At 69.0% G+C, this 24,971-nt stretch carries 26 protein-coding genes; 11 read left to right on the top strand and 15 right to left on the bottom strand.

Annotation, left to right across the window (positions count from 1 at the left end; translation table 11 throughout):
- The first annotated feature begins 91 nt into the window (after window positions 1-91).
- The 4 genes from WDU99_RS13760 (at window position 92) to WDU99_RS13745 (ending at window position 3,536) form a co-directional block, all read left to right on the top strand.
- Window positions 92-1,516, top strand: a complete 1,425-nt coding sequence (locus WDU99_RS13760) for a hemolysin family protein (protein WP_337333028.1) — start codon at window positions 92-94, stop codon at window positions 1,514-1,516.
- Window positions 1,513-2,520 (top strand): CNNM domain-containing protein, encoded by a 1,008-nt coding sequence (locus WDU99_RS13755; protein ID WP_337333027.1) that lies wholly within the window; start codon window positions 1,513-1,515, stop codon window positions 2,518-2,520. Before WDU99_RS13760 ends, WDU99_RS13755 begins: the two co-directional genes overlap by 4 nt.
- Before the next feature lie 96 nt (window positions 2,521-2,616).
- A complete protein-coding gene (locus tag WDU99_RS13750; protein ID WP_337333026.1) occupies window positions 2,617-2,790 on the top strand; it encodes a hypothetical protein in 174 nt (57 codons plus the stop codon).
- Between the two features lie 107 nt (window positions 2,791-2,897).
- A complete protein-coding gene (locus tag WDU99_RS13745; RefSeq protein WP_337333025.1) occupies window positions 2,898-3,536 on the top strand; it encodes a PepSY domain-containing protein in 639 nt (212 codons plus the stop codon).
- Between the two features lie 19 nt (window positions 3,537-3,555).
- Here the strand turns inward: WDU99_RS13745 and WDU99_RS13740 are convergent, their stop codons facing one another.
- From WDU99_RS13740 to WDU99_RS13730, 3 genes are read right to left on the bottom strand one after another with little or no spacing between them, the layout of a single operon-like run.
- Complete coding sequence (locus tag WDU99_RS13740) at window positions 3,556-4,293, bottom strand: DUF2071 domain-containing protein (protein ID WP_337333024.1); 738 nt, start codon at window positions 4,291-4,293, stop codon at window positions 3,556-3,558.
- Window positions 4,290-4,628 carry a metalloregulator ArsR/SmtB family transcription factor gene (locus WDU99_RS13735; RefSeq protein ID WP_337333023.1) on the bottom strand — a complete coding sequence of 113 codons (339 nt, stop codon included), beginning with the start codon at window positions 4,626-4,628 and terminating at the stop codon, window positions 4,290-4,292. Before WDU99_RS13735 ends, WDU99_RS13740 begins: the two co-directional genes overlap by 4 nt.
- Before the next feature lie 53 nt (window positions 4,629-4,681).
- Window positions 4,682-5,575, bottom strand: a complete 894-nt coding sequence (locus WDU99_RS13730; RefSeq protein ID WP_337333099.1) for a 3-hydroxyacyl-CoA dehydrogenase — start codon at window positions 5,573-5,575, stop codon at window positions 4,682-4,684.
- 141 nt (window positions 5,576-5,716) lie between these two features.
- Here WDU99_RS13730 and WDU99_RS13725 point away from each other — a divergent pair, with 141 nt between their 5' ends.
- Window positions 5,717-7,213, top strand: a complete 1,497-nt coding sequence (locus WDU99_RS13725; RefSeq protein ID WP_337333022.1) for a deoxyguanosinetriphosphate triphosphohydrolase family protein — start codon at window positions 5,717-5,719, stop codon at window positions 7,211-7,213.
- 136 nt (window positions 7,214-7,349) lie between these two features.
- On the opposite strand, the gene WDU99_RS13720 is transcribed toward WDU99_RS13725, so the two are convergent.
- Together WDU99_RS13720 and WDU99_RS13715 are read right to left on the bottom strand one after the other, a co-directional pair.
- Window positions 7,350-7,607, bottom strand: a complete 258-nt coding sequence (locus WDU99_RS13720; RefSeq protein WP_337333021.1) for a DUF6458 family protein — start codon at window positions 7,605-7,607, stop codon at window positions 7,350-7,352.
- 142 nt (window positions 7,608-7,749) lie between these two features.
- A complete protein-coding gene (locus WDU99_RS13715) occupies window positions 7,750-8,937 on the bottom strand; it encodes a glycosyltransferase family 2 protein (RefSeq protein ID WP_337333020.1) in 1,188 nt (395 codons plus the stop codon).
- Window positions 8,938-9,043: 106 nt separating this feature from the next.
- Here WDU99_RS13715 and WDU99_RS13710 point away from each other — a divergent pair, with 106 nt between their 5' ends.
- The 4 genes from WDU99_RS13710 to WDU99_RS13695 are packed head-to-tail and all read left to right on the top strand — an operon-like array spanning window position 9,044 to window position 14,250.
- Window positions 9,044-11,338, top strand: a complete 2,295-nt coding sequence (locus WDU99_RS13710; protein WP_337333019.1) for an ABC transporter substrate-binding protein/permease — start codon at window positions 9,044-9,046, stop codon at window positions 11,336-11,338.
- A gap of 10 nt (window positions 11,339-11,348) precedes the next feature.
- Window positions 11,349-12,128, top strand: a complete 780-nt coding sequence (locus WDU99_RS13705; protein ID WP_337333018.1) for an amino acid ABC transporter ATP-binding protein — start codon at window positions 11,349-11,351, stop codon at window positions 12,126-12,128.
- A gap of 47 nt (window positions 12,129-12,175) precedes the next feature.
- Window positions 12,176-12,439: a glutaredoxin domain-containing protein gene (locus tag WDU99_RS13700; RefSeq protein ID WP_337333017.1), complete on the top strand. Its 264-nt coding sequence runs from the start codon at window positions 12,176-12,178 to the stop codon at window positions 12,437-12,439.
- Between the two features lie 47 nt (window positions 12,440-12,486).
- Window positions 12,487-14,250, top strand: a complete 1,764-nt coding sequence (locus WDU99_RS13695; protein WP_337333016.1) for an aldehyde dehydrogenase family protein — start codon at window positions 12,487-12,489, stop codon at window positions 14,248-14,250.
- Between the two features lie 93 nt (window positions 14,251-14,343).
- Here WDU99_RS13695 and ypfJ read toward each other — a convergent pair whose 3' ends face one another.
- Window positions 14,344-15,222, bottom strand: coding sequence for a KPN_02809 family neutral zinc metallopeptidase (gene ypfJ / locus WDU99_RS13690; RefSeq protein ID WP_337333015.1), 879 nt, complete (start codon window positions 15,220-15,222; stop codon window positions 14,344-14,346).
- A gap of 51 nt (window positions 15,223-15,273) precedes the next feature.
- On the opposite strand from ypfJ, the gene WDU99_RS13685 reads away from it, so the two are divergent.
- Together WDU99_RS13685 and WDU99_RS13680 are read left to right on the top strand one after the other, a co-directional pair.
- On the top strand, window positions 15,274-16,263 hold the full coding sequence (locus tag WDU99_RS13685) for a malate dehydrogenase (RefSeq protein WP_337333014.1): 990 nt from the start codon (window positions 15,274-15,276) through the stop codon (window positions 16,261-16,263).
- Window positions 16,264-16,340: 77 nt separating this feature from the next.
- Window positions 16,341-16,799: a recombinase family protein gene (locus WDU99_RS13680; protein WP_337333013.1), complete on the top strand. Its 459-nt coding sequence runs from the start codon at window positions 16,341-16,343 to the stop codon at window positions 16,797-16,799.
- A gap of 61 nt (window positions 16,800-16,860) precedes the next feature.
- Here WDU99_RS13680 and WDU99_RS13675 read toward each other — a convergent pair whose 3' ends face one another.
- From WDU99_RS13675 to WDU99_RS13635, 9 genes are all read right to left on the bottom strand, one after another.
- A complete protein-coding gene (locus WDU99_RS13675) occupies window positions 16,861-17,580 on the bottom strand; it encodes an FHA domain-containing protein (protein ID WP_337333098.1) in 720 nt (239 codons plus the stop codon).
- Window positions 17,581-17,707: 127 nt separating this feature from the next.
- Window positions 17,708-18,406: a hypothetical protein gene (locus tag WDU99_RS13670; protein WP_337333012.1), complete on the bottom strand. Its 699-nt coding sequence runs from the start codon at window positions 18,404-18,406 to the stop codon at window positions 17,708-17,710.
- 15 nt (window positions 18,407-18,421) lie between these two features.
- Entirely contained in the window at window positions 18,422-20,101 is a 1,680-nt protein-coding gene (locus WDU99_RS13665) for an alpha/beta hydrolase (protein ID WP_337333011.1), read from the bottom strand.
- Window positions 20,098-20,388 carry a hypothetical protein gene (locus tag WDU99_RS13660; protein WP_337333010.1) on the bottom strand — a complete coding sequence of 97 codons (291 nt, stop codon included), beginning with the start codon at window positions 20,386-20,388 and terminating at the stop codon, window positions 20,098-20,100. Before WDU99_RS13660 ends, WDU99_RS13665 begins: the two co-directional genes overlap by 4 nt.
- Window positions 20,389-20,482: 94 nt before the next feature.
- Window positions 20,483-21,328 carry a hypothetical protein gene (locus tag WDU99_RS13655; RefSeq protein WP_337333009.1) on the bottom strand — a complete coding sequence of 282 codons (846 nt, stop codon included), beginning with the start codon at window positions 21,326-21,328 and terminating at the stop codon, window positions 20,483-20,485.
- Between the two features lie 102 nt (window positions 21,329-21,430).
- Window positions 21,431-22,069, bottom strand: coding sequence for a hypothetical protein (locus tag WDU99_RS13650; RefSeq protein ID WP_337333008.1), 639 nt, complete (start codon window positions 22,067-22,069; stop codon window positions 21,431-21,433).
- Window positions 22,070-22,072: 3 nt separating this feature from the next.
- Window positions 22,073-22,774, bottom strand: a complete 702-nt coding sequence (locus WDU99_RS13645) for a WXG100-like domain-containing protein (RefSeq protein WP_337333097.1) — start codon at window positions 22,772-22,774, stop codon at window positions 22,073-22,075.
- A 103-nt stretch (window positions 22,775-22,877) separates the two neighbouring features.
- Window positions 22,878-24,605, bottom strand: a complete 1,728-nt coding sequence (locus tag WDU99_RS13640) for an ABC transporter substrate-binding protein (RefSeq protein ID WP_337333007.1) — start codon at window positions 24,603-24,605, stop codon at window positions 22,878-22,880.
- 7 nt (window positions 24,606-24,612) lie between these two features.
- The gene (locus WDU99_RS13635) at window positions 24,613-24,834 is read right to left on the bottom strand and encodes a hypothetical protein (RefSeq protein ID WP_337333006.1); all 222 of its coding nucleotides are present in this window, start codon (window positions 24,832-24,834) and stop codon (window positions 24,613-24,615) included.
- Window positions 24,835-24,971: the final 137 nt, after the last annotated feature.

Raw genomic sequence — 24,971 nt, 5'->3', positions numbered from 1 at the left:
TGAGAAAGACCGCATTGAGACACCGCACCAGTTCTCCTGATTCGGAGGGCCGAGCGCCCTCCCCCCTCGAGCACCGAGGGGGTGAACACTGATGTGGGAAGCCGCGCTCACGCTGCTGCTGGGCACGCTGCTGACTCTCATGATCATCGCGGCCTGCGGATTCTTCGTCGCCCAGGAGTTCGCGTACATGTCGGTCGACCGGTCGCGGATGGCCGCGCTGGCCGCCAAGGGTGACGTCCAGGCCGGGCGCGTGCTCGCGATCACCAAGCGCACCTCGTTCATGCTGTCGGGCGCGCAGCTCGGCATCACCGTGACCGGCCTGCTGATCGGGTACGTCGCCGAGCCGCTCATCGGCGCATCGCTCGGCACGCTGCTCGGCGGTATCGGCATCCCTCCCGCCGTATCGATCGCGATCGGCACCGTCGGAGCCCTGCTGCTGGCGACCGTCGTCACCATGATCTTCGGCGAGCTGTACCCGAAGAACTACGCGATCGCGAGCCCCGAGCCCCTCGCTCGCGCGCTGGCGCTCCCCACCCGCATCTACCTGATCGCCTTCGGCTGGCTGATCACCCTGTTCGACATGGCCGCCAACGCCCTGCTGCGCCTGGTGCGCATCGAACCGCTCGAAGACGTCGACGAGAGCGCGACGGCCCGCGACCTGGAAGCCATCGTCGAGGAGTCCAGGATCAGCGGAGACCTGCCCGACGACCTCTCGGTGATCATCGACCGCATCCTCGACTTCCCCGAGCGCGACGTCGAGCACGCGATGGTGCCCCGCTCCCGCGTCGACACCGTCTCGCCCGACACCACGATCGGCGAGGTACGCGCGCTCATGGCCACCGGCCACACGCGATACCCCGTGATCGGCGACGAGGACGAGCCCGTCGGCGTGATCGATCTCATCGACCTGCTGCGCGGCGACCGCGGTGACCGCGGCGACGACGAGACGGTCGCAGCCGTGATGCGCCCCGCCGTCGTCCTGCCCACGTCGATGCAGCTGCCCGTGGCACTGCAGCGCATGCAGCAGTCCCGCAACGAACTGGCCTGCGTCGTCGACGAGTACGGCAACTTCGACGGCATCCTCACCATCGAGGATCTGACCGAAGAGGTCATCGGCGAGCTCTCCGACGAACACGATCTCGACGTCGTCGAGATCGTCGCCACCGACGACGAGGGCTGGATCGTCCCCGGCGACGTGCACCTCGACGAGATCGAGCGCCTCATCGGCCACGAGCTCTCCCGCGAAGACGCCGAGACCATCGCCGGTCTTGTCGTCAGCACCCACGGCGACCTTCCCGCGGAAGGAACCGTCGTGCGCATTCCACTGCCCGAGAAGGCCGGCGAGGCCGTGCAGGGCCTGCACATCGAGCGCTGGCTCGATGTGACGGTGCGCGAGATCGCGCGGCACGTGCCCTCGAGCGTCGAAGTGGTGCTGCACGAGATCGACGGCGATCAGGTCGACGGTGGCGACGCCGACCGATCGGATGCCGACGATGCAGGGGAGGTGACCCGATGAGCTGGTGGATGGTCACCCTCGTCACGATCCTGCTGATCGTCGCCAGCGCGTTCTTCGTGATCGTCGAGTTCGCCCTGCTCGCCGCACGCCGGCACCGCCTCGAGGCCGAGGCCGACCGCAGCGCCTCCGCACGCGCCGCCCTGCGCGGCATGAACGAGCTCACGGTCATGCTGGCGTTCGCGCAGCTGGGCATCACGGTGTGCACGTTCCTGCTGGGTGCGATCACCAAGCCCGCGATCGACTACGCGCTCTCGCCGCTGTTCGAGCAGTGGGGCCTGCCCTACGTCGCCGCCGACATCATCGCGTTCATGCTGGCGCTGATCCTGGTCACGTTCCTGCACCTGGTCATCGGCGAGATGGCTCCGAAGTCGTGGGCGATCGCACACCCCGAGACAGCCGCCAAGGCGACGTCGATCCTGGCCCGCGCGATGACCTGGCCGCTGCGTCCCTTCCTGCTGTGGATCAACCGCATCGCGAACCGTCTCGTCAAGGCGTCAGGTGTCGAGCCGGTCGAGAAGGCCGCCGCAGGCGGTCAGGACGTCGACACCCTCCGCCAGCTGGTCGCCCACTCCGAGGAGGCCGGCACGCTCGCCACCGAGTATTCGGCGCCGATCGCGCACGCGATCTCGCTGGGCACGTTGACGATCGGCGAGATCGTCCGCGAAGGGCGGGCGCTGACCAGCGTCCCGACGACGGCGACCGTCGCCGACGTGCAGGCGGCGGCCGCGGCATCCGGACATCTGCGCATCCTCGTCGGCGACGGACCCGACTGCGCGGTCGCGCACGTGCGCGACACACTGACAGCGGATGCCACGACGCCGGCGCTCACGGTGGCTCGGCCGCCGATGACCGTCGCTCCCGAAGACGGCGCCTTCGAGGCGCTCGAGAGGATGCGACGGGCTCGCGTGCAGCTCGCCGTGGTCGTCCGCGATGAGCTGCTGGTCGGCGTCGTGACGCTGGACGACCTGCTCACCGAGGTGCTGCCCGGGCCGACCGTGGCTTGACCACCAGCCTGTCAAGGCCCTGTGGCGGAACGCGGCGCTCTTGCACGATCGCCTCAGAGAGATCTGATGCGAACGACCACCGAACAGGAGCGACCGATGAGCGATCCGAAGAAGAACACGCACGGAACACCCGGCCCCGACGAAGAGGCCGACACGGCGTCCGGCGGGGCCCCCGAAGATCCTGGGACAGGCAAGGACACCGACGAGATCCTCGAGGATCAGACCACCGACGAGAACGGCAAGCCCCTCGAGAACCCCTCAGGCGGATGAGCGGGTGGATGCGCGCGAGAAGTCCCTACAAGCAGACGAAAGTCAATGGGAGTATGAACACACCGCCCTCGGTTCCCGACGGCACGGCACGCAGAGGAGGCCCAGACATGTCGAATCGCACCGCACGTCCGGCAGCACGCCTGATGATCGCCGGCGCCGTCGCCACGGCACTCGCTGCAGTCGTGCTCACCGGCTGCAGCAGCCCCTCGACCGCTCCCACAGACGCGCCCGCGACAGTGTCCGCGGCTCCGACCACGCTCTCGCCCGACCCGTCCACCTCTCCCACTCCGGATGCCACGTTCGGATTCATCACGGGCATAGACGCTCTCGTCACGGCGGGCGAACTGGCGGTCAGCACCGTTCCCGGCAGCACACTCGTCAGCATCGACCTCGACGACGACGGGGCCTGGGACGTGCAGGTGGTCACCTCAGACGGCGCCGAGCACGATCTCGACATCTCCGCGGACGGCACCACCGTCATCAGCGGCCCCCGGCAAGACACGGACGACGCCGACGACCGGGCCGAGCACCAGGCACGCATCGCCGCAGCCGAGATCGACTTCGCCGAAGCCGCCGAGCTGATGATCGAAGCCGTACCTGGAGGCACCGTCCGCGACCTCAGCCTCGACACCGACAACAGCACGACCGTCTGGGAGGGCGACGTGATCGACGGCTCCCAGGTCAAGCACGAGGTGCGGCTCGACGCCGCCGACGGCACGGTGCTGCGCAACGAGGTCGACGACTGACAGCGGTGTCGGGGTGACGTCAGCGAGCGTGGCTCGCCGCGGCCTCCCGGTCGAGCGCCGACACCTGTGGCGCATCCATCCGGATCGGCAGATCTCGCATGACCACGACGTGGTCGAACACGGCGGAACCCGCGGGCAGCGACTCGAAGAACGACGAGTGCACGCTGTGGATCCGAGCCGGTTCGACAGACCACGTGTCGGCGGCGAGCGCGACGGCTTCGAGCGCGATGCCGTCCGTCCCCCTCGACCATCCGATGCGCCCGGAGCGATAGAACTCCGACGCCGCCTCAAGCGTGGAGAACAACCCGCTCTGCCAGTCGCCGCCCACCTCGACGTCCGCCGCGAGACGCTCATCCTCGGCATCCATCGTCATCGCGTACCGATCCCCGCTCTCGACGGCAGTGAATCGCGCCCGCCGATGCACACCGGGAAACAGCCTCCCGCCGAACAGCACCGCGTGCCAGGCCGTGCTGTGCCGCTCGAGGATGTACACGCCGGTGTGCGTCGCGCCATTAGCATCCCACTCGACGGCCATGCGGTGCGCGGCGTTCTCCGACCGCAGTCCGAGCGTCGCGGGCATCCACCTCGGTCTGATCGCCTCGAGACCGAGCACGCAGAACCCGCCCAGCGCCTGACCGGCCACCAGCTGCGGACGCAGCGGGGCCGGCACGATCGTGCGGGCCACCTCAGGATCGATCCGGTAGCTGACCAGCAGGCGGCGACGCAGGTGCGCACGGACCCCGCGCACAACGGTCATGGCTGCACCGCCACGTCGCCGGTAGCCGGCCCTCGCCGGCGACGCACCTCACGCAACACGATCTGCTCGGGACAGACTGTCGAGAGAAAGTCACCGACCGACAGCGCGAGGCGCTCTTCGGCGAGGGAATAGAGGATGCGATTCGCATCGCGACGCTCGGTGATCAATCCGGCACCCCGCAGAAGACCCAGGTGTCGCGAGATCGTCGGGCCGCTCACTGAGAACCGCGCCGCGATCTCTCCCGCAGCCTGCTCGCCGTCCTTCAGATCCTGCAGGATCTGCCGCCTCGTCGGATGCGCGAGGGCCTCGAAGACGCTGTTCGTCTCATCAGTCATGCCAGCAATATAGCATTAAAGCTAAATTGCTATACGCGAGACGAAACAGATGCTCAGCCGCCCCAGACCTCCGGGAACTGCGACGAGACGCCGGTCTTCTGCCCCTGGGCGTCATACGTGTAGAAGCCCTCGCCATCGGCGATGCCTGTCTTGCCGTTGTCGATGCCGCGCTTCAGCACCTCGATGAACGGGCTCGGCTGCGGCTTGTTCGCCTGGATGTTGTACGCGACGTTGAATCCGACGACGTCGTAGATCTCGAACGGACCCTGCGGAGAGCCGGTCGCCTTGCGCCAGATGCCGTCGATGTCATCGACGGAGCCGATGCCGCCCACGTAGAGCCGCGCCCCGGCTTCGAGGAACGGGATGAGCAGGCCGTTGAGCAGATAGCCAGGCGACTCCTTGCGCACGCGGTAGGGCACCAGGCCGATCTGCGTGGCGAACTCGACGAGCGCATCTAGCACCGCGGGATCCGTTCCGGGATGCCCCATCACCTCGCCGGTGTTCGCGCGCCACACCATGTTCGCGAAGTGCAGCGTGCCGAGCTGTTCCGGACGTCCGGTCGCGTCGGCGAAGGTGCTGGGCATGAGCGACGACGTGTTGGTCGCGAAGATGGCTCCCGCCGGCGCCGCCTCGCCGACCTGCGCCCACACCTTCTTTTTCAGCTCAAGGTTCTCGGGCACCGCCTCGACCACGACATCCGCGTCACCGACCGCCTCCGCCAGCACCGTCGTGGTGGTGATGCGCGCGATGGCGGCATCGAACTTCTCATCCGTGAAGTCGGGCAGGTCGTTTCGGTAATGCCCTCGCATCCACTCCCACCGATCGGACAGTTTGGCGAGGATCTCTTCCGAGATGTCGTACGCCGTCACGTCCTTGCCGTGATACGCGGCCTGCATGATGATCTGCGAGCCGAGCACTCCGGTGCCGAGCACCGCCACCTTCTGCATGTTCTGCACAGCAACTCCTTCTTCAGTTCATTCACCTGAATAAACCGCGCGGCCGCGCGGGATATTCCACACTGCACACCCTGCCGAGGTGGTCACCGTTGCGCAAGAGAGGTGCGTCCGCACCATGCGACACTGACTGTCATGCCTCAGCATCCGACCGATCCCCGCCAGGCGCGACGTCTCCCTGAAACGCTGGACGAGTTCCAGCGCGCCGAGGGGCACCCGCAGTTCCGGGTGGATGTCGAGCGCATCCGCTTCTCCCCCTACTACTCGCGACTCTCCGCCGTGACGCAGGTGATCTCGCAGACCGGCGCCGGGCTCGCGGTGCACAACCGGCTCACGCACTCCATCAAAGTCGCCGCCGTCGCCCGCGCCATCGCCACGCACCTGTCGACCCGCGACGACGAGCGCGGACGCATCGTCGCCGAGCTCGGGGGCGCCCACCCCGTGGTCGTGCAGGCCGCCGCCGCGGCGCACGACCTCGGGCATCCGCCCTTCGGCCATCTCGGCGAACAGACCCTCGACCGCCTCGCCCGCACCCGCTTCGGGCTCACCGAGGGTTTCGAGGGCAACGCGCAGACCTACCGCATCCTCACCCGCCTCGACGAGCACGACAAACCCGGCGTCGGGCTCAACCTCACCGCCGCCGTGCGCGCAGCCGTGCTGAAGTACCCGTGGCGGCGCGGCCACGGCGGCGCCCGCCGCGGCGGCGCCAGCAAGTTCAACTACTACGCGGTCGACGAGCCGGACGCCCTCCGCGCCCTCGAGGCGTACCCACTGATCGAACCGGGCCAGCAGACCGTCGAATGCTCGATCATGGACATCTCCGACGACATCGCCTACTCCCTGCACGACCTCGACGACTTCTACCGCGCCGGGCTCCTCAACCCCGCGACCCTCTCGGCCGAGTTCCGGTCGTGGCACCGTGATCTGTCGAGCCTGCGGGCAGCCGACACCCACGCGCTCGAAGCCGACACCCGCACGCCCGGGCACTCGCTCGAGTTGCTCTGGCGGCGGCTGCAGAGCAAGGACGGCTGGATCGCCGACGCCGATGCGTTCAGCGAGGCGGTCGCCAAGGTCGGATCCGAGGTGATCGACGGGCTCGTCGCCGAGCCGTTCGACGGTTCGCTTGCGAGCGAACGCGCCCTCGCACGGTTCACCACAGCCTGGATCGCCCGTCTGCAGTCGTCGGTCGAGGTGCACCGGCACCCCGACATCCGGTCGGGGCATGTCAGCCTCGACCAACAGGCCTGGCACGAGGTCGCCGTGCTGAAGTTCCTGCACGAGCGGTTCATCCTCGAGCGGCCAGACCTCACCGTCTACCAGCGCGGACAGGCCAACGTGCTCGTGCGGCTCGTCGACGGGTTCACCGCCTGGCTCGACGATCCGGGCGACGCGCGCCGCGCGCCGCGCCGCCTGATCGACCTCGTCGACCTGGCCACCGACGACTATCGCCGGCTGCGGCACGAGGCGCCCGACCTGGTGGTCGACCGCAGCGGCGCCGAGCTCGACCGCCTCGCGCGCGGCCGCGGCATCATCGACTACATCGCCTCGCTCACCGACGCGCAGGCCTCATCTCTCGACGCCCTGCTGGCCGGCCAGACCGAGCGCCTCTGGGACGCCGGGCAGGGCCTGTGACCTGTAGGTCGGATGGATCGCGCTCGTCCTCCTGTGAGAAACCACTTCCCGTGTGAGAAACCACCTCAGGGATGGTTTCTCACACGGAAGATGGTTTCTCACGGGACGGGACGGGACGGGGCGGGACGAGGACGGGTCAGACCACGTCGTCGCCGGGCTCCCGCGTGGAGCGGCGGGTCTCGTAGGTGCCGTCAGGGGCCGTGTCGGTCCGTGTGACGACGTCGGTGCGGCGACGACGCGCCAGCATCACGATGCCGATGAGGAAGACGACGACACCCGCGCCCATCAGGATGTACCCGATCAGGTCGAGATCCGCCCATGCGACCTCGACGTTGATGGCGAAGGTGAGGATGGCGCCGATCACGAACAGGACGATTCCGGTTCCGATGCTCATGGCAGGACTCCTTTCGTCGCGCGGCCGGTGACCGCGGCGTCTGATTCATACTGGCTGAATCCCGTCACGCCACACAGGGGGTTGACAGCGGCGCCAGTCGTCCTGCACCCGGGCAACACGCACACCAGCCCCAGCACCCCGCTCAGAGCTCGCCGGGGCGCATCGCCTCGGCATCGATGGCGCGCAGCACGCGCATGGCCGCCGTGTCGGTGGCCGGCTCGGCGATGGCATCCGACTTTCCGCGCCGGCGCGGCGCGTACACGACCAGCGCATGGAACAGGAACCGGGCGAAGAACGCGACCACCAGCGAAATCGCCGTGGCGAGCACACTCGAGATATGCCACCCCTCGACCATCCATGCCATCACCGGAATACGCAGCGCAGCCTCGATGCTGTTGAACGACACCGAAGCCGTGAACCGCACCCACAGGCGTGACGCATCGCGACGCTCGACACGGAAGACGAACAGCTCCTGCAGCACGAAGTTGCCGATGATCGTGACCGCGGCGCCGATGATCGCGGCGAGCACGTAGTCCGTGCCGGCGCTCACCAGCACCCACATGATGCCGATGTTCACGATCGCGCCGATGCCGCCGATCAGCGCGAACAGGCCCATCTTGCCGAAGCGCAGACGCGCCAGATGCGCGAGGAACGTCGCCCCCTGCCGCAGACTCGCCTTCGAGTGGCCGTGCTGGCGGGTGCCGAACGCCATCGGCACCTCGGCGATGCGCAGATCATGCCGCTCCCCCGCGCGCACCAGGATCTCGAGCAGGATCTTGAACCCCTGCGGCCGCAGCACGTCGATGTCGATCCGGGCGCGGTTCACCAGGAAGAACCCGGTCATCGGGTCGCTGCTGCGCCACAGCCGACGCAGGAACATCGCCTTGGTGATCGCCGTCGCCGCCTTCGACACCCCAAGCCGCATCGTGGTGCCGAGGCCCGCCGAGTCGCCACCGCCGATGTACCGCGAGGCCGCGACGACGTCCGCGTCGCCGCGCGCGTAGCGCGAGAGCATGGCGGTGACGAGCTCGGGCGGATGCTGCAGATCGCCGTCCATGACGATGCAGACGTCGTGCGCGGCCTCGCGCAGGCCGAGCACGACCGCGCCGCTGAGGCCGCCGGTGTTGTGCTCGCGGTGGATGACGCGGACGGGAAGAGAGGCGGATGCTGCGACGCGCGCGACCTCGTCGGCCGTGCCGTCTGTGCTGTCGTCGATGAAGAGGATCTCGGCGCGGAACCCGGCGAGCGCGGCCGCGGTACGGCGGACCAGCTGCTCGACGTTGTCGCGCTCGTTGAAGGTGGGCACGATCACCGTGACGGCTTCAGCCATCCGTGTCCTCCCCTGTTGCGCGGGCACCCAGCACTCCATCGTGCCACGACCCCCTGTGTAAGGTTGCACGAGCCAGGAAACGGTCGAAGACGATGATGAGGACTCCATGACCCTGCTCAGACAACCCGCGAACTGGTGGCGGGAGAACCGCATCCCGCTGCTTGCGAGCATCACCACCCTGCTCATCCTGCTGTTCACCGTCGGTGGCGCGGTCAGCATCGCGAACGCGGCGACCAAGCCCGCCGACGCCTCATCGGGCGTTGAGGGAGAGACCTTCACGATCGCCACCGACACGACCTGGGCACCGTTCGAGTTCCAACGCGACGGCGAGCTGCGCGGCATCGACATCGACCTGATCAACGCGGTCGCCGAAGACCAGGGCTTCGAGGTGAAGATCGACGTGCTCGGCTTCGACGGCGCACTCGCCGCTGTCACCGCGGGGCAGGCCGACGCCGTGATGGCCGGAATGTCGATCACCGAGGAGCGGCAGAAGACCTTCGACTTCTCGAACCCGTACTTCGACTCGGGCATCCAGATGGCGGTCGCCGCCGACGACGACAGCATCCAGGGGTATGAAGACCTCGCCGGCAAGACCGTCTCGGCGAAGACCGGCACCGAGGGCTTCGCCTTCGCCGAGAACCTCGGCAAGGAGCACGGCTTCAGCGTCACCGGCTTCCAGGACGCCGCCGACGCGTACAACGACGTCACCGCCGGCAACTCGGCCGCCACCTTCGACGACTACCCGATCCTGGCCTACGGCATCGCGACCGGCAACGTCGATCTGAAGACGGTCACCGAGCAGGAGAAGGCGTCCAGCTACGGCATGGCCGTGAAGAAGGGCGAGAACGAGGCGCTGCGCGAGGCGTTCAACGAGGGGCTGAAGAACCTCATCGAGGACGGCACCTACCAGGCGATCCTCGACGACTACCTCGGTGAGGATGCCCCCGACGCGGCCGGCATCGGCGACGGCCTGGCCGCACTCGGCAACGAGACGATCGACATCGGCGAGCCGGGCGAACTGCCCACGCACCCCGGCTTCGCGATCGACACCCCGAAGACCAACGGCGAGTTCGTCATCGCGACGGACACCACGTTCGCTCCGTTCATCTATCAGGTCGACGGCGTGAACATCGGCATCGACATGGACCTGCTGCGGGCGATCGCCGCGAACCAGGGCTTCACCGTCGACGTCAAGCCGCTCGGCTTCGATGCCGCCCTCGCGGCCGTCACCGCCGGCCAGGCCGACGGTGTGATCGCCGGGATGAGCATCACCGACGAGCGGAAGCAGACCTTCGACTTCTCGGACCCGTACTACCAGTCGGGCGTGCAGATGGCGGTCGCGACCGACAGCGACATCACCTCGTACGAGGACCTCGAGGGCAAGACGGTCGCCGTCAAGACCGGCACGGTCGGCTACGACTTCGCCGAGCAGCTCGGTGAGGAGATCGGCTTCTCGGTCAACGCCTTCCAGGACTCGGCCGACATGTACAACGACGTGGCCACCGGCAATTCGGCCGCCACGTTCGAAGACGCCCCGGTGCTGCAGTTCGGCATCGCCTCGGGCAACGTGCCGCTGAAGATCGTCACCGACCCCGAGCCCGGGGCCGACTACGGCTTCGCCGTGCTGAAGGGTCAGAACGCCGAGCTGCTGCAGATGTTCAACGACGGCCTGCAGAACGCCAAGGACAGCGGCGTGTACCAGATGATCATCGACCGCTACCTGGCGATCGAGGACGCCCCCGACGAGGACAACTCCTTCTGGAGCCTGCTGCAGTCGTCCTTCTCGCCGCTGATGCAGGGCCTGCTGCTGACACTGCTGGCGACCGCGCTGTCGATCGTGTTCGCCATGGTGCTGGGCATTCTGTTCGGCATCCTGAAGCTCTCCAGCAACCCGTTCCTGCGGTTCCTGGCGGGCGCCTACGTCAACATCTTCCGCGGTACGCCGGTGCTGGTGCAGGCGTTCTTCTTCTACTTCGGCGTGCCGGCCGTCACCGGCCAGCCGCTGGATGCGCTCACCGCCGGTGTGATCACCCTGTCGCTCAACGCCGGTGCGTACATCACCGAGATCGTGCGCGGTGGCGTGCAGGCGGTCGACCCCGGCCAGATGGAGGCCTCGCGCTCGCTGGGTCTCGGCTGGGCCCCGTCGATGCGCCGCGTGGTGATGCCGCAGGCGTTCAAGATCATGACGCCCAACCTCATCAACCAGTTCATCATCACGCTGAAGGACACGTCGCTCCTGTCGGTGCTCGGCTTCGCCGAGCTGACCTACCAGGGCCGCATCGTGATCGCCTCGACGTTCCGCTCGTTCGAGATCTGGCTCGTCGTCGGCGCGATGTACTTCGTCGTGATCTGGCTGCTGACGGTGCTCTCGAACTGGTTCGACAAGAAGTTCAACAAGTAGGGAAATGAGCATGACGAACAGCGAACAGACCTACACGCGTCCCGTCGCCACAGCGCCGGGCGATCCGATCGAGGTGCGCGGGCTGCACAAGTCGTTCGGAAAGAACGAGGTGCTCACCGGCATCGACCTGACCGTCACCAACGGCGAGGTCGTCGCGGTGATCGGTCCATCGGGCTCGGGCAAGTCAACGCTGCTGCGCTGCCTGAACCGGCTCGAGGAGGTCACCCGCGGCGAGGTGCTCATCCTCGGCGAGAACATCGCGACCGCGAAGGGCAAGAACCTCGACCGCGTGCGTCAGCGGGTGGGCATGGTGTTCCAGCACTTCAACCTGTTCCCGCACATGACCGCGCTCGAGAACATCGCTCTCGCGCCGCTCGAGCTGAGGATGCTCAGCAAGGCGGATGCCCGCAAGCGCGCGCTCGAGCTGCTGACCCGCGTCGGACTGGCCGACAAGGCCGACGCCCGGCCGGCCTCGCTGTCGGGCGGTCAGAAGCAGCGCGTGGCGATCGCCAGGGCCCTGGCGATGAGCCCCGAGATCATGCTCTTCGACGAGGCCACCAGTGCACTCGACCCCGAGATGGTGGGCGAGGTGCTGCAGGTGATCCGCGATCTCGCGGCCTCGGGCATGACGATGGTGCTGGTGACGCACGAGATGGGCTTCGCCCGCGAGGTGGCCGATCGGGTGGTGTTCATGGCCGACGGCAAGGTCGTCGAGACGGCGATGCCGGCCGAGATCTTCGACGCCCCGAAGGAGGCCCGAACGCAGGACTTCCTGTCGAAGGTGCTCTGACGCCGGGCACTGAGCCCGTGCCCTGGAACCGGCCGTAGGCTGGAGGCATGACCACCCCAGCATCCGACACCATCACCATGTTCGGCGCCGACTGGTGCGGCGACTGCCGCCGCACCAAGAAGCAGCTCGACGAGCTCGGCATCGAGTACACCTACGTCGACCTCGTCGCCGACCCCGCCGCGGCGGACGTCGCGAAGGAGATCTCGGGTCGGATGAACATCCCGGTGGTCGTGTACCCCGACGCCAGTCACCACGTCGAGCCGTCGAACACCGACGTCGAGGCGAAGCTGCGCGAGCTCTCGCTCATCTGAGCCACCCTGCGGCCGATACGCTGGGCACGATGGTGAAGGAGACGACGATGACTTCCACAGCCGCGCCCGCGAAAGCATCCCCCGAGCTCGACGCCGACGAGCGCGCCGCCCTCGACGCGCACATCGATGAGCTGCGCACCGGATCCCGCACCTGGGCGAGCCTCACGCTCTCGCAGCGCGCGACGCTGCTGAGAGCACTGCGCACCTCGGTGGCCGCCGCCACCGAGGACTGGGCGAACACCGCCGCAGACTCCAAGGGGCTGACGCGCGACCATGCGCTGCGCGGCGAGGAGTGGCTGAGCGGACCGTACTCGGTGCTGGGCGCGCTCGACGCCTACACGGACACGCTCGAGAAGCTCGCCGCCGGTCGCGGTGCCCTCGACGGCATCTCCATCGGGCGCGCCCCCGGCGGCCGCACGCGCGTGGAATCGTTCCCGGTGACCGGCATGGACAAGCTGCTGCTGTCGGGTTACTCCGGTGAGGTCTGGCTGCAGCCGGGCATCACCCCGAACACCGCTCGGCAGAGCGCGGGACTCGCCCAGCTGACCCCCGACGTCCCGGGTGGCGTCGGCCTGGTGCTGGGCGCAGGCAACGTCACCTCGATCCCCGTGCTCGACACGCTCTACGAGCTGCTCGCCCACAACCGGGTCGTGCTGCTGAAGGTCAATCCCACGCAAGACCCGCTGGTTCCGGTGTACGAGCGGGCGCTGGCTCCGCTGATCGCGCCCGGATTCCTGCGGATCGTGCGCGGCGGCGCAGCGGTCGGCGCCTACCTGACCGGTCATCCCGACCTCGACCACGTGCACATCACGGGTGCGGCGACGACGTTCGATGCGATCGTGTGGGGTCCTGCGTCGGGGCCGCAGGCCGCCGCGACCAAGCGCCGTCGTCGCGAGAACCGCCCCCTGCTGAAGAAGCCGATCACCGCAGAGCTCGGCGGCGTCTCGCCGATCATCGTCGTCCCCGGTGCGTGGACCGACGCCGACCTCACCTTTCACGCCGAGCACATCGCGACGATGCGCCTGCAGAACTGCGGGCACAACTGCATCGCCGGTCAGGTGGTGATCGTGTCGCGAGACTGGGCGCAGGCCGATCAGTTCCGCGCGGCGCTGCGCCGGGCGTACGCCTCGGCACCCGAGCGCCCCCTCTGGTACCCCGGCGCGCCGCAGCGCCTGCAGCAGGCCGCCGAGGATTACCCGGATGCTCTGGTGCTCGCCGACCGGCTGCTCGTCGAGGTCGACGAGGGGTCGGATGCCCATGCCGTGCAGTCCACCGAGTACTTCGCCCCCGTGCTGGGCGTGGTCGAACTCGACGGCACCGGGCAGACGTTCCTCGATGCCGCCGTCGCGCACGCCAACGACGAGCTGGCCGGCACCCTGGGCGCGAACGTGCTGATCGATCCGGTGACCGAGAAGGCGATGAGCACGGGCTTCGATCGTGTGATCGCGGAACTGCGCTACGGATCGGTCGCGATCAACGCCTGGACCGCCGTGGGGTTCATCGTGCCGACCATGACCTGGGGCGCCTTCCCCGGCAACACGATCGACGATGTGGGCAGCGGCATCGGCGTGGTGCACAACGCCCTGCTGCTCGATGGCGTGGAGCGCTCCGTGGTGCGCGGCCCGTTCCGCCCGTTCCCGCGGTCGCTGCCCATCGTGAACGGCGGCGGCGTGCGCAGCATCCTCCCCAAGCCCCCGTGGTTCGTCTCGGCCCGCACCGGCGCGCGGGTCAGCGAGGGCCTCACGCGGTTCCGCGCGCACGGCGGTCTGCTCCGCCTCGCGCGCACCCTGCTGGCGGCGCTGCGCGCCTGACCTGGCGGGCAACCGCGACATCTTCCTGCATCTGCGCCATCGATCGATGGCGCAGATGCAGGAAAGTGTGGCGGATGCTGTGGCGCCGACGACCTAGAGCTGGTCGCCGGGGATGGCGAAGGTGTCGCAGACGCCGAGACCGTTCTGGTAGCCGTTGGCGAACCAGTACTTGCGCTGCTCACTGCTGCCGTGCGTGAAGCTCTCGGGGCTGACGAAGCCGCCGGACTGCTGCTGGATGTGGTCGTCGCCCACCACGTAGGCGGCGTTGACAGCATCCCGCAGCTGCGCCTCGGTGGGCGGCTCGAGGTACGGCACCCCGTTGTCATCCTCCAGCTCGGTGACATCGCCCAGCCAGGCGCCCGCGTAGCAGTCTGCCTGCAGCTCGATGCGCACGCCGTTGCTGTCGGGTCCGGTGCCGTTGTTCGGATGATCGCGCATCACGCCGGTGATGTTCTGGATGTGATGGCCCCACTCGTGTCCGACGATGTACAGCTGTGCGAGCTCGCCGGCCGAGGCGCCGAACTGCTGGCGCATGATGTCGAAGAAGTCCGGGTCGATGTAGACGCCCTGCTCGGGCGGGCAGTAGAACGGCCCCACGGCGTTCGACGCAGTGCCGCACTGCGTGGGCGTCTGCCCGTCGACCACCGTCATCGTCGGGGCGACGTAGCCGTCGACGTGCTGCTCCCAGTAGTCGTTCAGCACGACCTCCGCACCGGCCATGCGGCAGTCGTCGTTCGTATTGGCGTCCTCGCCGGTCTTGCATTCGATGAGTGCACCCTCGGTGCTCGCGCCGCCACCCGACGGCGCCGTGCCGCCACCGACGAGACCCGACAGATCGACGCCCAGCACGGGCCCGAGGAGCAGCGCGAGGATGCCGATCACGCCGACACCCACGCCACCGCCGATGGCCGCGCCCCGTCCCCGGCGCCGGGTCGTGTTGCCGGAGATGTCGGCATCGGGATTGAAGGTCATGCAGAAAAGGTACCGCTGATGCGACCGAAGCACCGCAATAGGCTGGATGACATGGCGACGACGATCACGATCACGGGGGCCGGCGGACAGATCGGCTACGCACTGCTGTTCCGCATCGCGGCGGGCGACATGCTCGGACCCGACGAGAAGGTGCGACTGCGTCTGCTCGAGATACCGCAGGGCATGGGCGCCGCCGAGGGTGCGGCGCTCGAGCTGCAGGACGGCGCCTTCGAGCTGCTGGAGCACGTCGAGGTCACCGACGATCCCGCCGTCGGATTCGACGGCGCGAACGTCGCGCTGCTGGTGGGCGCCCGTCCGCGCGGGCCGGGCATGGAGCGGGGCGATCTGCTGGCCGCCAACGCCGGCATCTTCGGGCCGCAGGGCGCCGCGATCGGCGCGCATGCGGCATCCGACATCCGCGTCACCGTCGTCGGCAACCCCGCCAACACCAACGCACTCATCGCGGCATCGGCCGCGGAGGACGTTCCGGCCGAGCGGTTCACCGCGCTGACGCGCCTCGACGAGAACCGCGCCCGTGCACAGCTGGCCCAGACGCTCGAGGTGCCGGTGGGCAGCATCCGCCGCGTGCCGATCTGGGGCAACCACTCGGCGACGCAGTTCCCCGATATCTCGCACGCCACGGTCGACGGGCATCCGGTGATCGAGGCACTGCGCGAGCGCGTGGGCGATGTGCAGGGATGGCTCGAGCAGACGTTCATCCCCCGGGTGGCGAAGCGCGGGGCCGAGATCATCCAGGTGCGCGGTTCATCGTCGGTGGCCTCCGCCGCGAATGCGACGATCGAGCACACCCGCGACTGGGTGCGCGGCACCGACGACTGGACCAGCGCGGGTGTCGTCTCGCACGGCGAGTACGGCGTGCCCGAAGGGCTGGTCACGTCGTTCCCGGTGCGCGCGGTCGACGGCACCTGGCAGATCGTCGAGGGTCTGGAACTCGACGAGTGGGCACGGGCGCGCGTGGATGCGTCGGTGGCCGAGCTCGTCGACGAACGCGAGGCGGTGCGCGCTCTCGGCGTGCTCTGACCGTTCGCGCCCCACGGCCCACTCAGGGGCCCAGTACGCGCCCGGCATCGGGCAGAATGGATGCTGGAGGTGCGGCGATGACCGACGCGATGAACCCGACGGATGCCGGGATGGACGTGGCTCTGACGAGCCCGCTGCACCTGCCGCATGCCGCAGCGGATTGCCCGAAGTGCCTGGCGAACGCCGACCACGACTGGTGGTCGGCCCGTCCAGACGGTGCCCGTCTGGTCGGCCTGGTCGTGGCGAGAGAGGGGATGCCGTCGGTCACGCAGCAGCGTGCCGACCTCACCCGCTTCGGGGTGCCGATCGAGGGCTTCCGTCACCCGTCTCCCGAGATCCTCGAGAGCTGGGGCGATCGCCTCGCCCGCCTGATCGAGACGCTGCAGCGCGGTGATGTGCTGGTCGTCGCCAACGTGCACGCGCTGGGACGCGACCGCGATGAGGAATCACGCACCGTCGCCGAGCTGCGTCGCCACGGCATCATGGTGAAGGTGCTCGGGCACCAGGCTCGTCACCTCGCCGACGCCGAGGCCTGAGCGCCCGAGCCTGAGCGCCCAGCCTGGAGCGCCGGGCCTTGAGCGCCCGCGATCCGCACCGTCAGTCGTCGGTGTCGGGCTGGTTGCGCAGCGACTCGTCGTCGAGCAGCGGAAGGTCGGCGCGGGTGACGACCTGCGAGGTCACCGCGTACTCGACCAGGCGCGCGCGACGGTTCGTGGCCAGCTTTCCCGGTCCGCCCCGGAGCCCCTGCACCCCCATGCGATCGAGCTTGTCGCAGACGTTGTCGAGCTTGCGGTTGAACTTGCTGAGCGTCCAGCCCAGGCGTGCCGCGGCGGCACTCGACGAGGGCAGCTCGTTGACGCTCACCCCCTCCCTGCGCAGCATCGGCTCGGCGAGCGCGACCATCAGCTGCTTCTGCAGCGGGGTGAACCGCGCGGGCATCACCGTCGTCTCGCCGCTCATCGACGCCCCCACCTGGTGGGACACCTCATAGGGCGCCGCTTCAGTGTGCAGGTTGAGCTCGTAGGTGCTGGGACCGGCGGTGAACACGATCACGTTGCGCTCGAACACCAGCGGCATGCTCGCCTGCGGCGAGAGCCACGACTGCACGGCGCCTCCTGCGCTCGACACCGTCGCAGCCAGCCGCACCCCGACGTTGGCCAGCCACCACAGCCCGTCGCGGTGGTCGAGCTGCAGGAAGTGCCGGTGCAGGTACGGATTGTCATCGATCGACAGGTCGCCCTCGCGGCCGATCACGAACGGCTCCCCGGCATCGACGTCGTGCCACTCGCCGGCGAACTCCAGGCGCAGCGGCGCGATCCCAGTCGACGTCGCTGCCGTTCCGACGGTGGTTCCAGCATTCGGTTCTGTCACGTGCAGACCCCCCTTGCCACCCATCCTGCCATGACCTGCAGGCGCGCCCGCGGAACCTCCCACACGCCCCCGTCTAATCGCCGTATGGCGCGACGGGGAACTCCGCCGGGGTCGGCGGCGGCTGCACCGGCGTGCCGTCCGCCTCGCGGTAGACCGGGCTGGTGTCTTCGGGGAAGTAGAACCGCGGCTGCCAGTCCGGCCCCTCGACCGCGGGGAACCGCTGCCAGGCGGTGTCGTAGACCAGCCCCCCGAAGACCATGTCGGAGAGGTCGGCGGCGCTGCCGGGGAAGCACCCGGGCGTGGCTGTGACCTCGATCTGCCCCCGTGCGGGGCGGATGGTCACCACACCACGACCGACCGATCCGCCGGTGCCGATCACGTTCACCTCTTGCGCATCGCCCTCACCGTAGGTCGCGGTGCCGGCATCCGCATCGACCGCCTCGAAGGCCGCCGTCGCCGAGGCGACGACCGCGTCGACGTCGATGTCGTCCTGCGCGAGCAGCCGCACCCACGAGAACGTGTATCCGCTCGCACCCGCCTCGGTGTCGCACTCGATCGGCGACGCCCCGTACGTGTCGACGACCCAGTCGCCGGTGTGCACGGCCATGATCACCGAGTGCATCGCGGTGGCGTACTCGACGAAGTTGCGCTCGCCGTCGCGATAGAGTGCGTCTCCGGTCGGAGTCGCATCCGCCACGCTGCATCCGGTCATGGCCACCACCGTTCCGACGGCCATCGCCGCCATCAGTCCCCGTCGTATCGACTCGCGCATCCTGTCCATCCTCACTCAGAAGTCGATGAACGAGTACTCATCGCTGATCCACCAGTTGGTCGGGTCCCAGAACCCCTCGGTGCTGCCCTCGCCCTGGCGTTCGGTGCCGGGCTCGCCTGTGCGGATGATCTCGCCGACGTTGTAGAACGACTCCGAGCCGGGCTCCAGGTACGCACCGGGGCCGAAGGCGTCGTGGCCGGTGGCCGCGGGAAGCTCCCCGCCGTCACGATCGACGCCGCCGTCACTGTCGAACACCGTCACGCCGGTCATGGTCTCGGGCGAGACCGAGTGGTTCGGCGCGGTCGCCCGACCGATTCTGGCCACCGCGTCGTCTTCGGAGAGCGTCGCGTACATCTGCGGCGGCTGGCCGTTGGTGAGGTTCTCGCGCACGGTCTCGTCACCGGGGAACCCCGCCGAGCCGACCGCGATGAACGAGGTCACGCCGTGTCCGTCGGGCTGCGAGCCGATCGCCAGCGCCGCCGTGGTGCTGCCGTACGAGTGGGCGATCACGTTGATCTCGGCGTTCGGCGCAAGCGCGCGCAAGCCCTCCAGGTACGACGACAGGGCCGCGGCACCGTCTTTCGCGCGGCCCATGCCGGGCTCCTCCAGCAGGTTGGGCGAGTCGTATCCGAACCAGGCGACGGTCGCCGAGTCCGGGCCCACGGATCTGTTGAGCGCCTTGGCGGCCTCGCCCCAGGCGGCGAGGTCGCGCACGTTGCTGTTCATGCCCGGCACCAGGGAGTTGATCTCGGATGCTGTCGCCAGGTCTCCGTACGCGATGGCCGCCGTGACCTGCTCCGAGCCGGTCGGATCGAAGCTGATGAGGCTGGGGCGGGGATCGCCCTCGGCGTTGAGAGCGCGCTTGATCGCCTCGAGGTCGTCGCGATGCTCGCCGGGCGGCTCGGTGGCGAGCAGCGCGTCGAGATGTGCCCGGTTGGCCCGCGCACGGTCGTCGTATGGGATGCCGTCGAGATTGCCGAGCAGCTCGGGGTGCGCGTCGAGCAGCTCGTCGTGCAGCTCGGGATGCTGCCGCCAGAGCCGCTGCACCTCGTCGGGGCTGTCCGCGGCCAGCATCCGCTCGAGCAGCTGCCGGTGCTCGGCCGACAGTGTCGCGCCGGAGCCGCCTGCCAGGGCGGCGAGCGCCTCATCGTAGGCGAGCTCCCATCCGGACCGGTGCCGTTCGTATTCGCCCCAGAGCGTCGACAGGTTCTGCTGCGCGGTCGTGCTCAGTGCCTCCGCCTCGTCCGCGAGGCCGAGGATGAGGTCGTCGAAGACGGTATCGCCCACGAGCGAGTTCAGCGCGCTCTCGGCCGCGACGGCCCAGCGGCGGGCCTCAGCGGCCTCGGCGCTGGCCTGCATCCAGGTGACGTGCGCCGTCTCGATCTGCTCGACCAGGTCGTTCGCGGGCTTCGCGTATCGGTCGTGGGCGTCGGCGTAGTCCTGCATCACCCGGGCGAGCAGTGCCGCCGCATCGGAATCGGGCGTGATCGCGCTGAGCAGATCGCCCGCGCGGCTCCGCGCGGCGGTGACCGAGTCCCCGACACCCGGCAGGCTCTGCACCGCGGTGGCCGAGGTGTGCAGGTCGTCGAGCTGGTCCTGCACCTGCGTGAGCCGGCCCGCCCACCACGACATCGTTCCGCTGTCGCCCGCGATCCGCTCGAGCGCGTAGCCGTGAGTGGGCGATCGCAGGGTCATGGGTTCCGCCCGGTCAACTCGACGTCGAGGTCGGCGTACCGGTCGGCGATGCGCTGCGTGGACGCGGCGAGCTCTGAAGCCGCTTCGGCGCGTGCTCGCACGGCCGTGCACAGCTCGGTGAGGTGGCGGTGCATCTCGAGGCGCAGCAGCGGTCTGGATGCCGGGTTGTCGATGCCGGTGTCGTCGCCGGTCAGATCAGCGGCGCCGAGGATCAGATCGCCGACGGCGGTGCTCACGGTTCCGGATGCGCTGTTCAGCTCCGCGTAGAAGATCTCGACATCGCCCACGTCACCCTCACCTCGTGCGCCGGCGCCTCCGGCTCACCGTCAGACTAGAAGCCGGGTGGGGATCGGTCGATGGGCACCAGTGCCCATCCACGCGTCACTCCGATGGCGTCGGCTGCTCGCCGGGGATGAAGTAGCGCGCGGGGGACAGTCCCGTGCGCACGACCGCATCGCCGGCCGCGTCGAGGAACTGTCCGAGCGTTGCCACGCTGAGCGCACCGGAGGGGTCGGCGATGATCACGTTGTCGACCACGGGCAGCAGTGAGGCGGTGCCCTTCGGCCACGCCGCGAACGTGGTGGTGACGCCGGTCTCGAGCACCTGGATCTTCGGATCGAGGTACCGCACGTCGGGACGCTGCAGTGCCGCACCCTGCGCTTCGTACGCGCGCACGGTGAACAGGCGCAGCACGCGCTGGATGCGCATCTCGAGTGACGGGTAGCGCGTCAGCCAGTCGAGCCGCGCCCACTGGCCGTCGACGAGCGCGACCGGGTGGGCGCTCACCAGCGGCCCCTCCGCCTCGAAGAGCTCCTCGGCCAGGTCGAGCACGCGGCCGACGGCCGCCTCGTCGTCGGCGCCGACGACCGCCACGCGCTGCCGAGCGAGTGCGAACAGCACCGGTCCGCCGGGCAGCGTCACTGCGGCGAGTCGGGTGGGGTCGGTGAGGACGGATGCTGCCAGCGCCTCGTCCTCGATGAGGATCACGCCCTCGTTCGCGGTGGGGATCGCGCCGGCGGATGCCACGGCTGCGGCGACCGCCTCGACGAACGGCTGCGCCGACGTCTCGGCCTCCCCCTGCGTGACCGAAGAGCCGTCACCGACGTGGTTCAGCCCGACGAACAGCTCTCCGCCGACGTACTCGACCCGGGGGTGGGCTTCACCCGGCGCTGTGATCGACAGCACGCCCAGTTCACTGGCCGCGTAGATCCGCGCCACTGCATCCATCCCTGCATCTCCCAACGCGGTCGTCACGACCGACGACCCTCCTCGTCCTGCCCTGCAACACTACCCGGGCGCACCAGTGCAGCCGGAGGACGTGTACGGCGCTCAGTCGCCCGGTACGTCGATCTCGATGCTCACGAAGCGCGAGTCGGGAACGTTCTTGACCTCGAAGGTCGCGCCGTCGAGCGAACCGGGCTCGAGGTCGAACCGCTGTTCGATCTCGGCGATGCTGAGCCCGCTCAGGTCGCCGGCCTCGCCGGCCGGCGCGAGGAACCGCATGTCGCCCGTGCTCGTGCGACCGTACGCATCGGGATCGTCCTGGCCGATGGCATCCTCGTAGAGCTCCTCGCGCACCTGCTGCGGGATCTTCTTGGGAGAGTCCTTGATCTCGTCGACGACGTCGCCCGGCACATCGCGGATGCTCTGCCCCACCGAACGGCCGAAGTCGCGCGCCGGGTCGTAATCAGGGTCGCGGTGACGGGGACTCTTGCCGGACAGCTGGTACTCGCGGCCGCGGGTGACGTCCTTGAGCACGTCGTACTCCTTGGCGTGCGAGGTGGGCTTCTCCTTGCGGTGCTTCGGCTCGTAGTCGCGGTTGCGGCGATCGACACCGCGGATCGTGTCGGCGTCCGCACGATGCTTCCCACCGCGCTTGCGGAACGCACCGGAGAACCCGCGCTTGAACTCGTGGCCGGCTCCCTCGACGGCGTCCATCAGGTCGCGCATCACTTTCTTCATCGACATCGTTCAGTCCCCCGAGATCTGCAGGTTGGCGAGGTCGGCGAGCAGCCGGTCGGTGAGCTCCTCGACGTCATCGGCGTGCGCGTCCATGTCGGCGGCGGCCTGGTCGAGCGCCTCGAGGTCGGCGAAGAACTCGTCGACGTCGCCGATGTTGTTCTCGACGACGGGGGCGTCGAGCAGCGCCATCACGAGACCCGGCACCTGGTCGACGAGCGGCTCGATCGCCAGGGGCAGCAGCTCGTTGATGACCTGTTCGAGGGTCGCCTCCATCATCATCGAGAAGAGCTTCTTGCGCGCGAGGATCAGCAGCGCCGCCCCGCCGGCGCCGAACGGGCCGGCCGCGAGCAGCGGGATCAGCTGCGCGAGCGTGAGCGTGACCTCGGCGATCACCTTGATCTTGAGGGCGAGCACGATCCCGGCAGCCGCGTCGATGCCCACCGCGGCGGGCCCGAGCAGGTCGAGCAGCTGCTGCACGTTCTCGGAGCGGTTGCGGTTCCAGCCGTTCACGTGTGCGGCGCCGGTCTGGCCGCGCATCGCCGTGGCAATCTGGCCGTTGATGCGCCGATCGGCGGCCTGCACGAGAGTCTCCATGTCGCCCTGGTACCCGCGCACGAGGGCGGCGGCCTTGCGCACCTCATCCTCATCGATGTCAGGCCATTCCAGGCCCATCTTGTCCATCACCCAGATGAGCTCGTTCGGCAGCATCATTCCCACGGCGACCACCTCCGGCACACGACGCTACCGCCGTGGCCGCGGCACGCGCGATGGGGAGTACAACCCATTGCCGCGTCCGAGTGCCCTCAGCTCGGCCTCACTGCACCGCCCACTGCACCGCGCCGAAGGTGAGCGGGGCGAGGGCGCCGTTGCGCGGCGTGATGCCGGTCACATCGCGATCGGTGACCGTGACGCGCCCGTTCGCCGCGATCGGCAGGGCGACCGCGGCGCGCACGATCGTCGCCTCGATCTGCGCGCGCACTTCACGCGCCTCGTAGATGTCGGTGGTGTGGGCGAGCTTCTCGATCAGCGCATCGCGGTCGGCATCCTGCTGACCGGTGATGGATGCCGGCGCACCACTGCCCCACTGCGCGGCGATCTGCACCGGGCTCTCGGGGATCGGCACGCGGGCGATCACCGCGTCCCAGCGGCTCTTCTCGAGCGCACCGGCGTAGTCGTCGCTGCCGCAGTCGGTGATGCGCCAGCCGGCCTCCTTCGCAACCTCCCGCGCGGCGGCGAAGGCGCCGGTGGCGAACTCGCTGCGACGGTCGTAGAGCACGCACACGCGCGTGCCATCGGCCAGCCCCGCGTTCTCGCGCTCCAGCGCCGCGTCATCGGGAGCGGTGCCCAGGGTCTGCGAGAAGCCGGAGTCCTCGCTGACGATGTCATAAGCGCGGGTGCCGGGGGCCGCGACCATCGACACGGTGTCGGGGTAGGCGGATGCCCATTCGCCGGCGCCGCCGGCCGACAGCGCGTTCGCGGGCAGCGCGCGGATGAACGCCGCACGGGCATCGTGCTGCGAGAACAGCCCGGAGGGCTCCAGCAGCAGCGCCCACATCGTGCCGTCGTGCGTCGGGGTGACCGTGAAGTCCTTGCGCTCGAGCTCGCCGATCCGCGCATGGTTCGCGATGCTCGGCACCACCTGCGCGACGTCGAGCCGGTCTCCCAGCGCGGCGACGGGGTCATCGCCCGCAGGCACGAGCTCGATGCGAGCCACGTTCGGAGTCACCAGTCCGCGGTACTCCGGGTTGGGCGTCAGCGCGACCGTCTGCCCCGACTCGCCGCCGTCCAGTTCGGCGATCTGGAACGGACCACTCGACAGCAGCAGATCAGCCGAGAGCTCACCGTCCTCGGGCAGGGTGAACGCCTCGTTCCACGCCTGGGCGATCTCATCGAGTGCGGCGCGGTCGTCGTCACGGATCGCCGCGATCACCGCCTGCTTGGCCTGCATGGGATCGTCGAGCCCGAACGCGTGCTTGCCCAGGATGTGCGCGGGCACGGGCGCTGCGACGGCCTGCTGCCAGTCGATGACGGGCTGCGGGAAGGTCACCTCGATGGAGCGGGCGAATTCGTCCAGCACCGGCACGGGGGCATCCGACTTCTCGACGGCGGGTGCCTCGGCGGCGGCCCCGTTCTCGTCTGCGCCGGAGTCTTCGCCGACGGCGGGGAAATACCCCGACGCGCCCGCCCAGCCCAGCAGCAGGTCCGCAGCGTCGAGGGGGATGCCGTCCGACCACGCCGGCTCGGCGAGGTCGAACCGCGCCGTGAAGGGGTCGTCGCTCACGATCGAGACGGTTCCGAACCCCTCATCGGGTACGAACTCGCCGTCGACCACATCGCCGAAGTCCCCCCGGACCATCTGCGCGATGTCGAGGTTCCCCGTCGTCGGCGCGGCCGCGGCGTTCACCGAGCTGAGGTCGCCCGACCAGCCCACTGTGATCACCGACCCGGGGACGACCGATTCCGGCATCGCGGGCGCGCACGCCGCCAACCCGGCCGCGAGCACCAGGAGGAAGGGTGCCGCAGCGCGCCGCGCGGCTTTCACGCCGCCATCACAGGTAGTCGGAGCTGTCGTCGTCTTCGGCCATCGCGCGGTAGGGCTCGCTTTCTTCGCTCTCCAGCCAGGCGCGCGCGTGCTCCAGCAGCAGCGCCGGCGAGTCCTCGGCCTCCTGGGCGGTCGCGAACGGGCCGATCGAGTCCTCGGTCGGGCGCTGGTCCGCGCGCACCACCGACTGCGTCGACAGGGTGTACCAGTAACTCTGCGTTCCACTCATCAGCTGCATGCTCCACTCATAATGCGATTGTATTCGCGGGCCTTCTGCGTCTCATCCAGAAACGACAGAGGTCGCGGTGCCGACAGTGACACCGCGACCTCAGGGGCGCGACGGCTCAGGCGCCGCCGGCCAGGGAT

The organism is Microbacterium bandirmense (assembly GCF_037204185.1).
Taxonomy (GTDB): domain Bacteria; phylum Actinomycetota; class Actinomycetes; order Actinomycetales; family Microbacteriaceae; genus Microbacterium; species Microbacterium bandirmense.
Note: the sequence above shows the minus strand (reverse complement) of the source record. Positions and strands in the feature narration are given on the sequence as shown.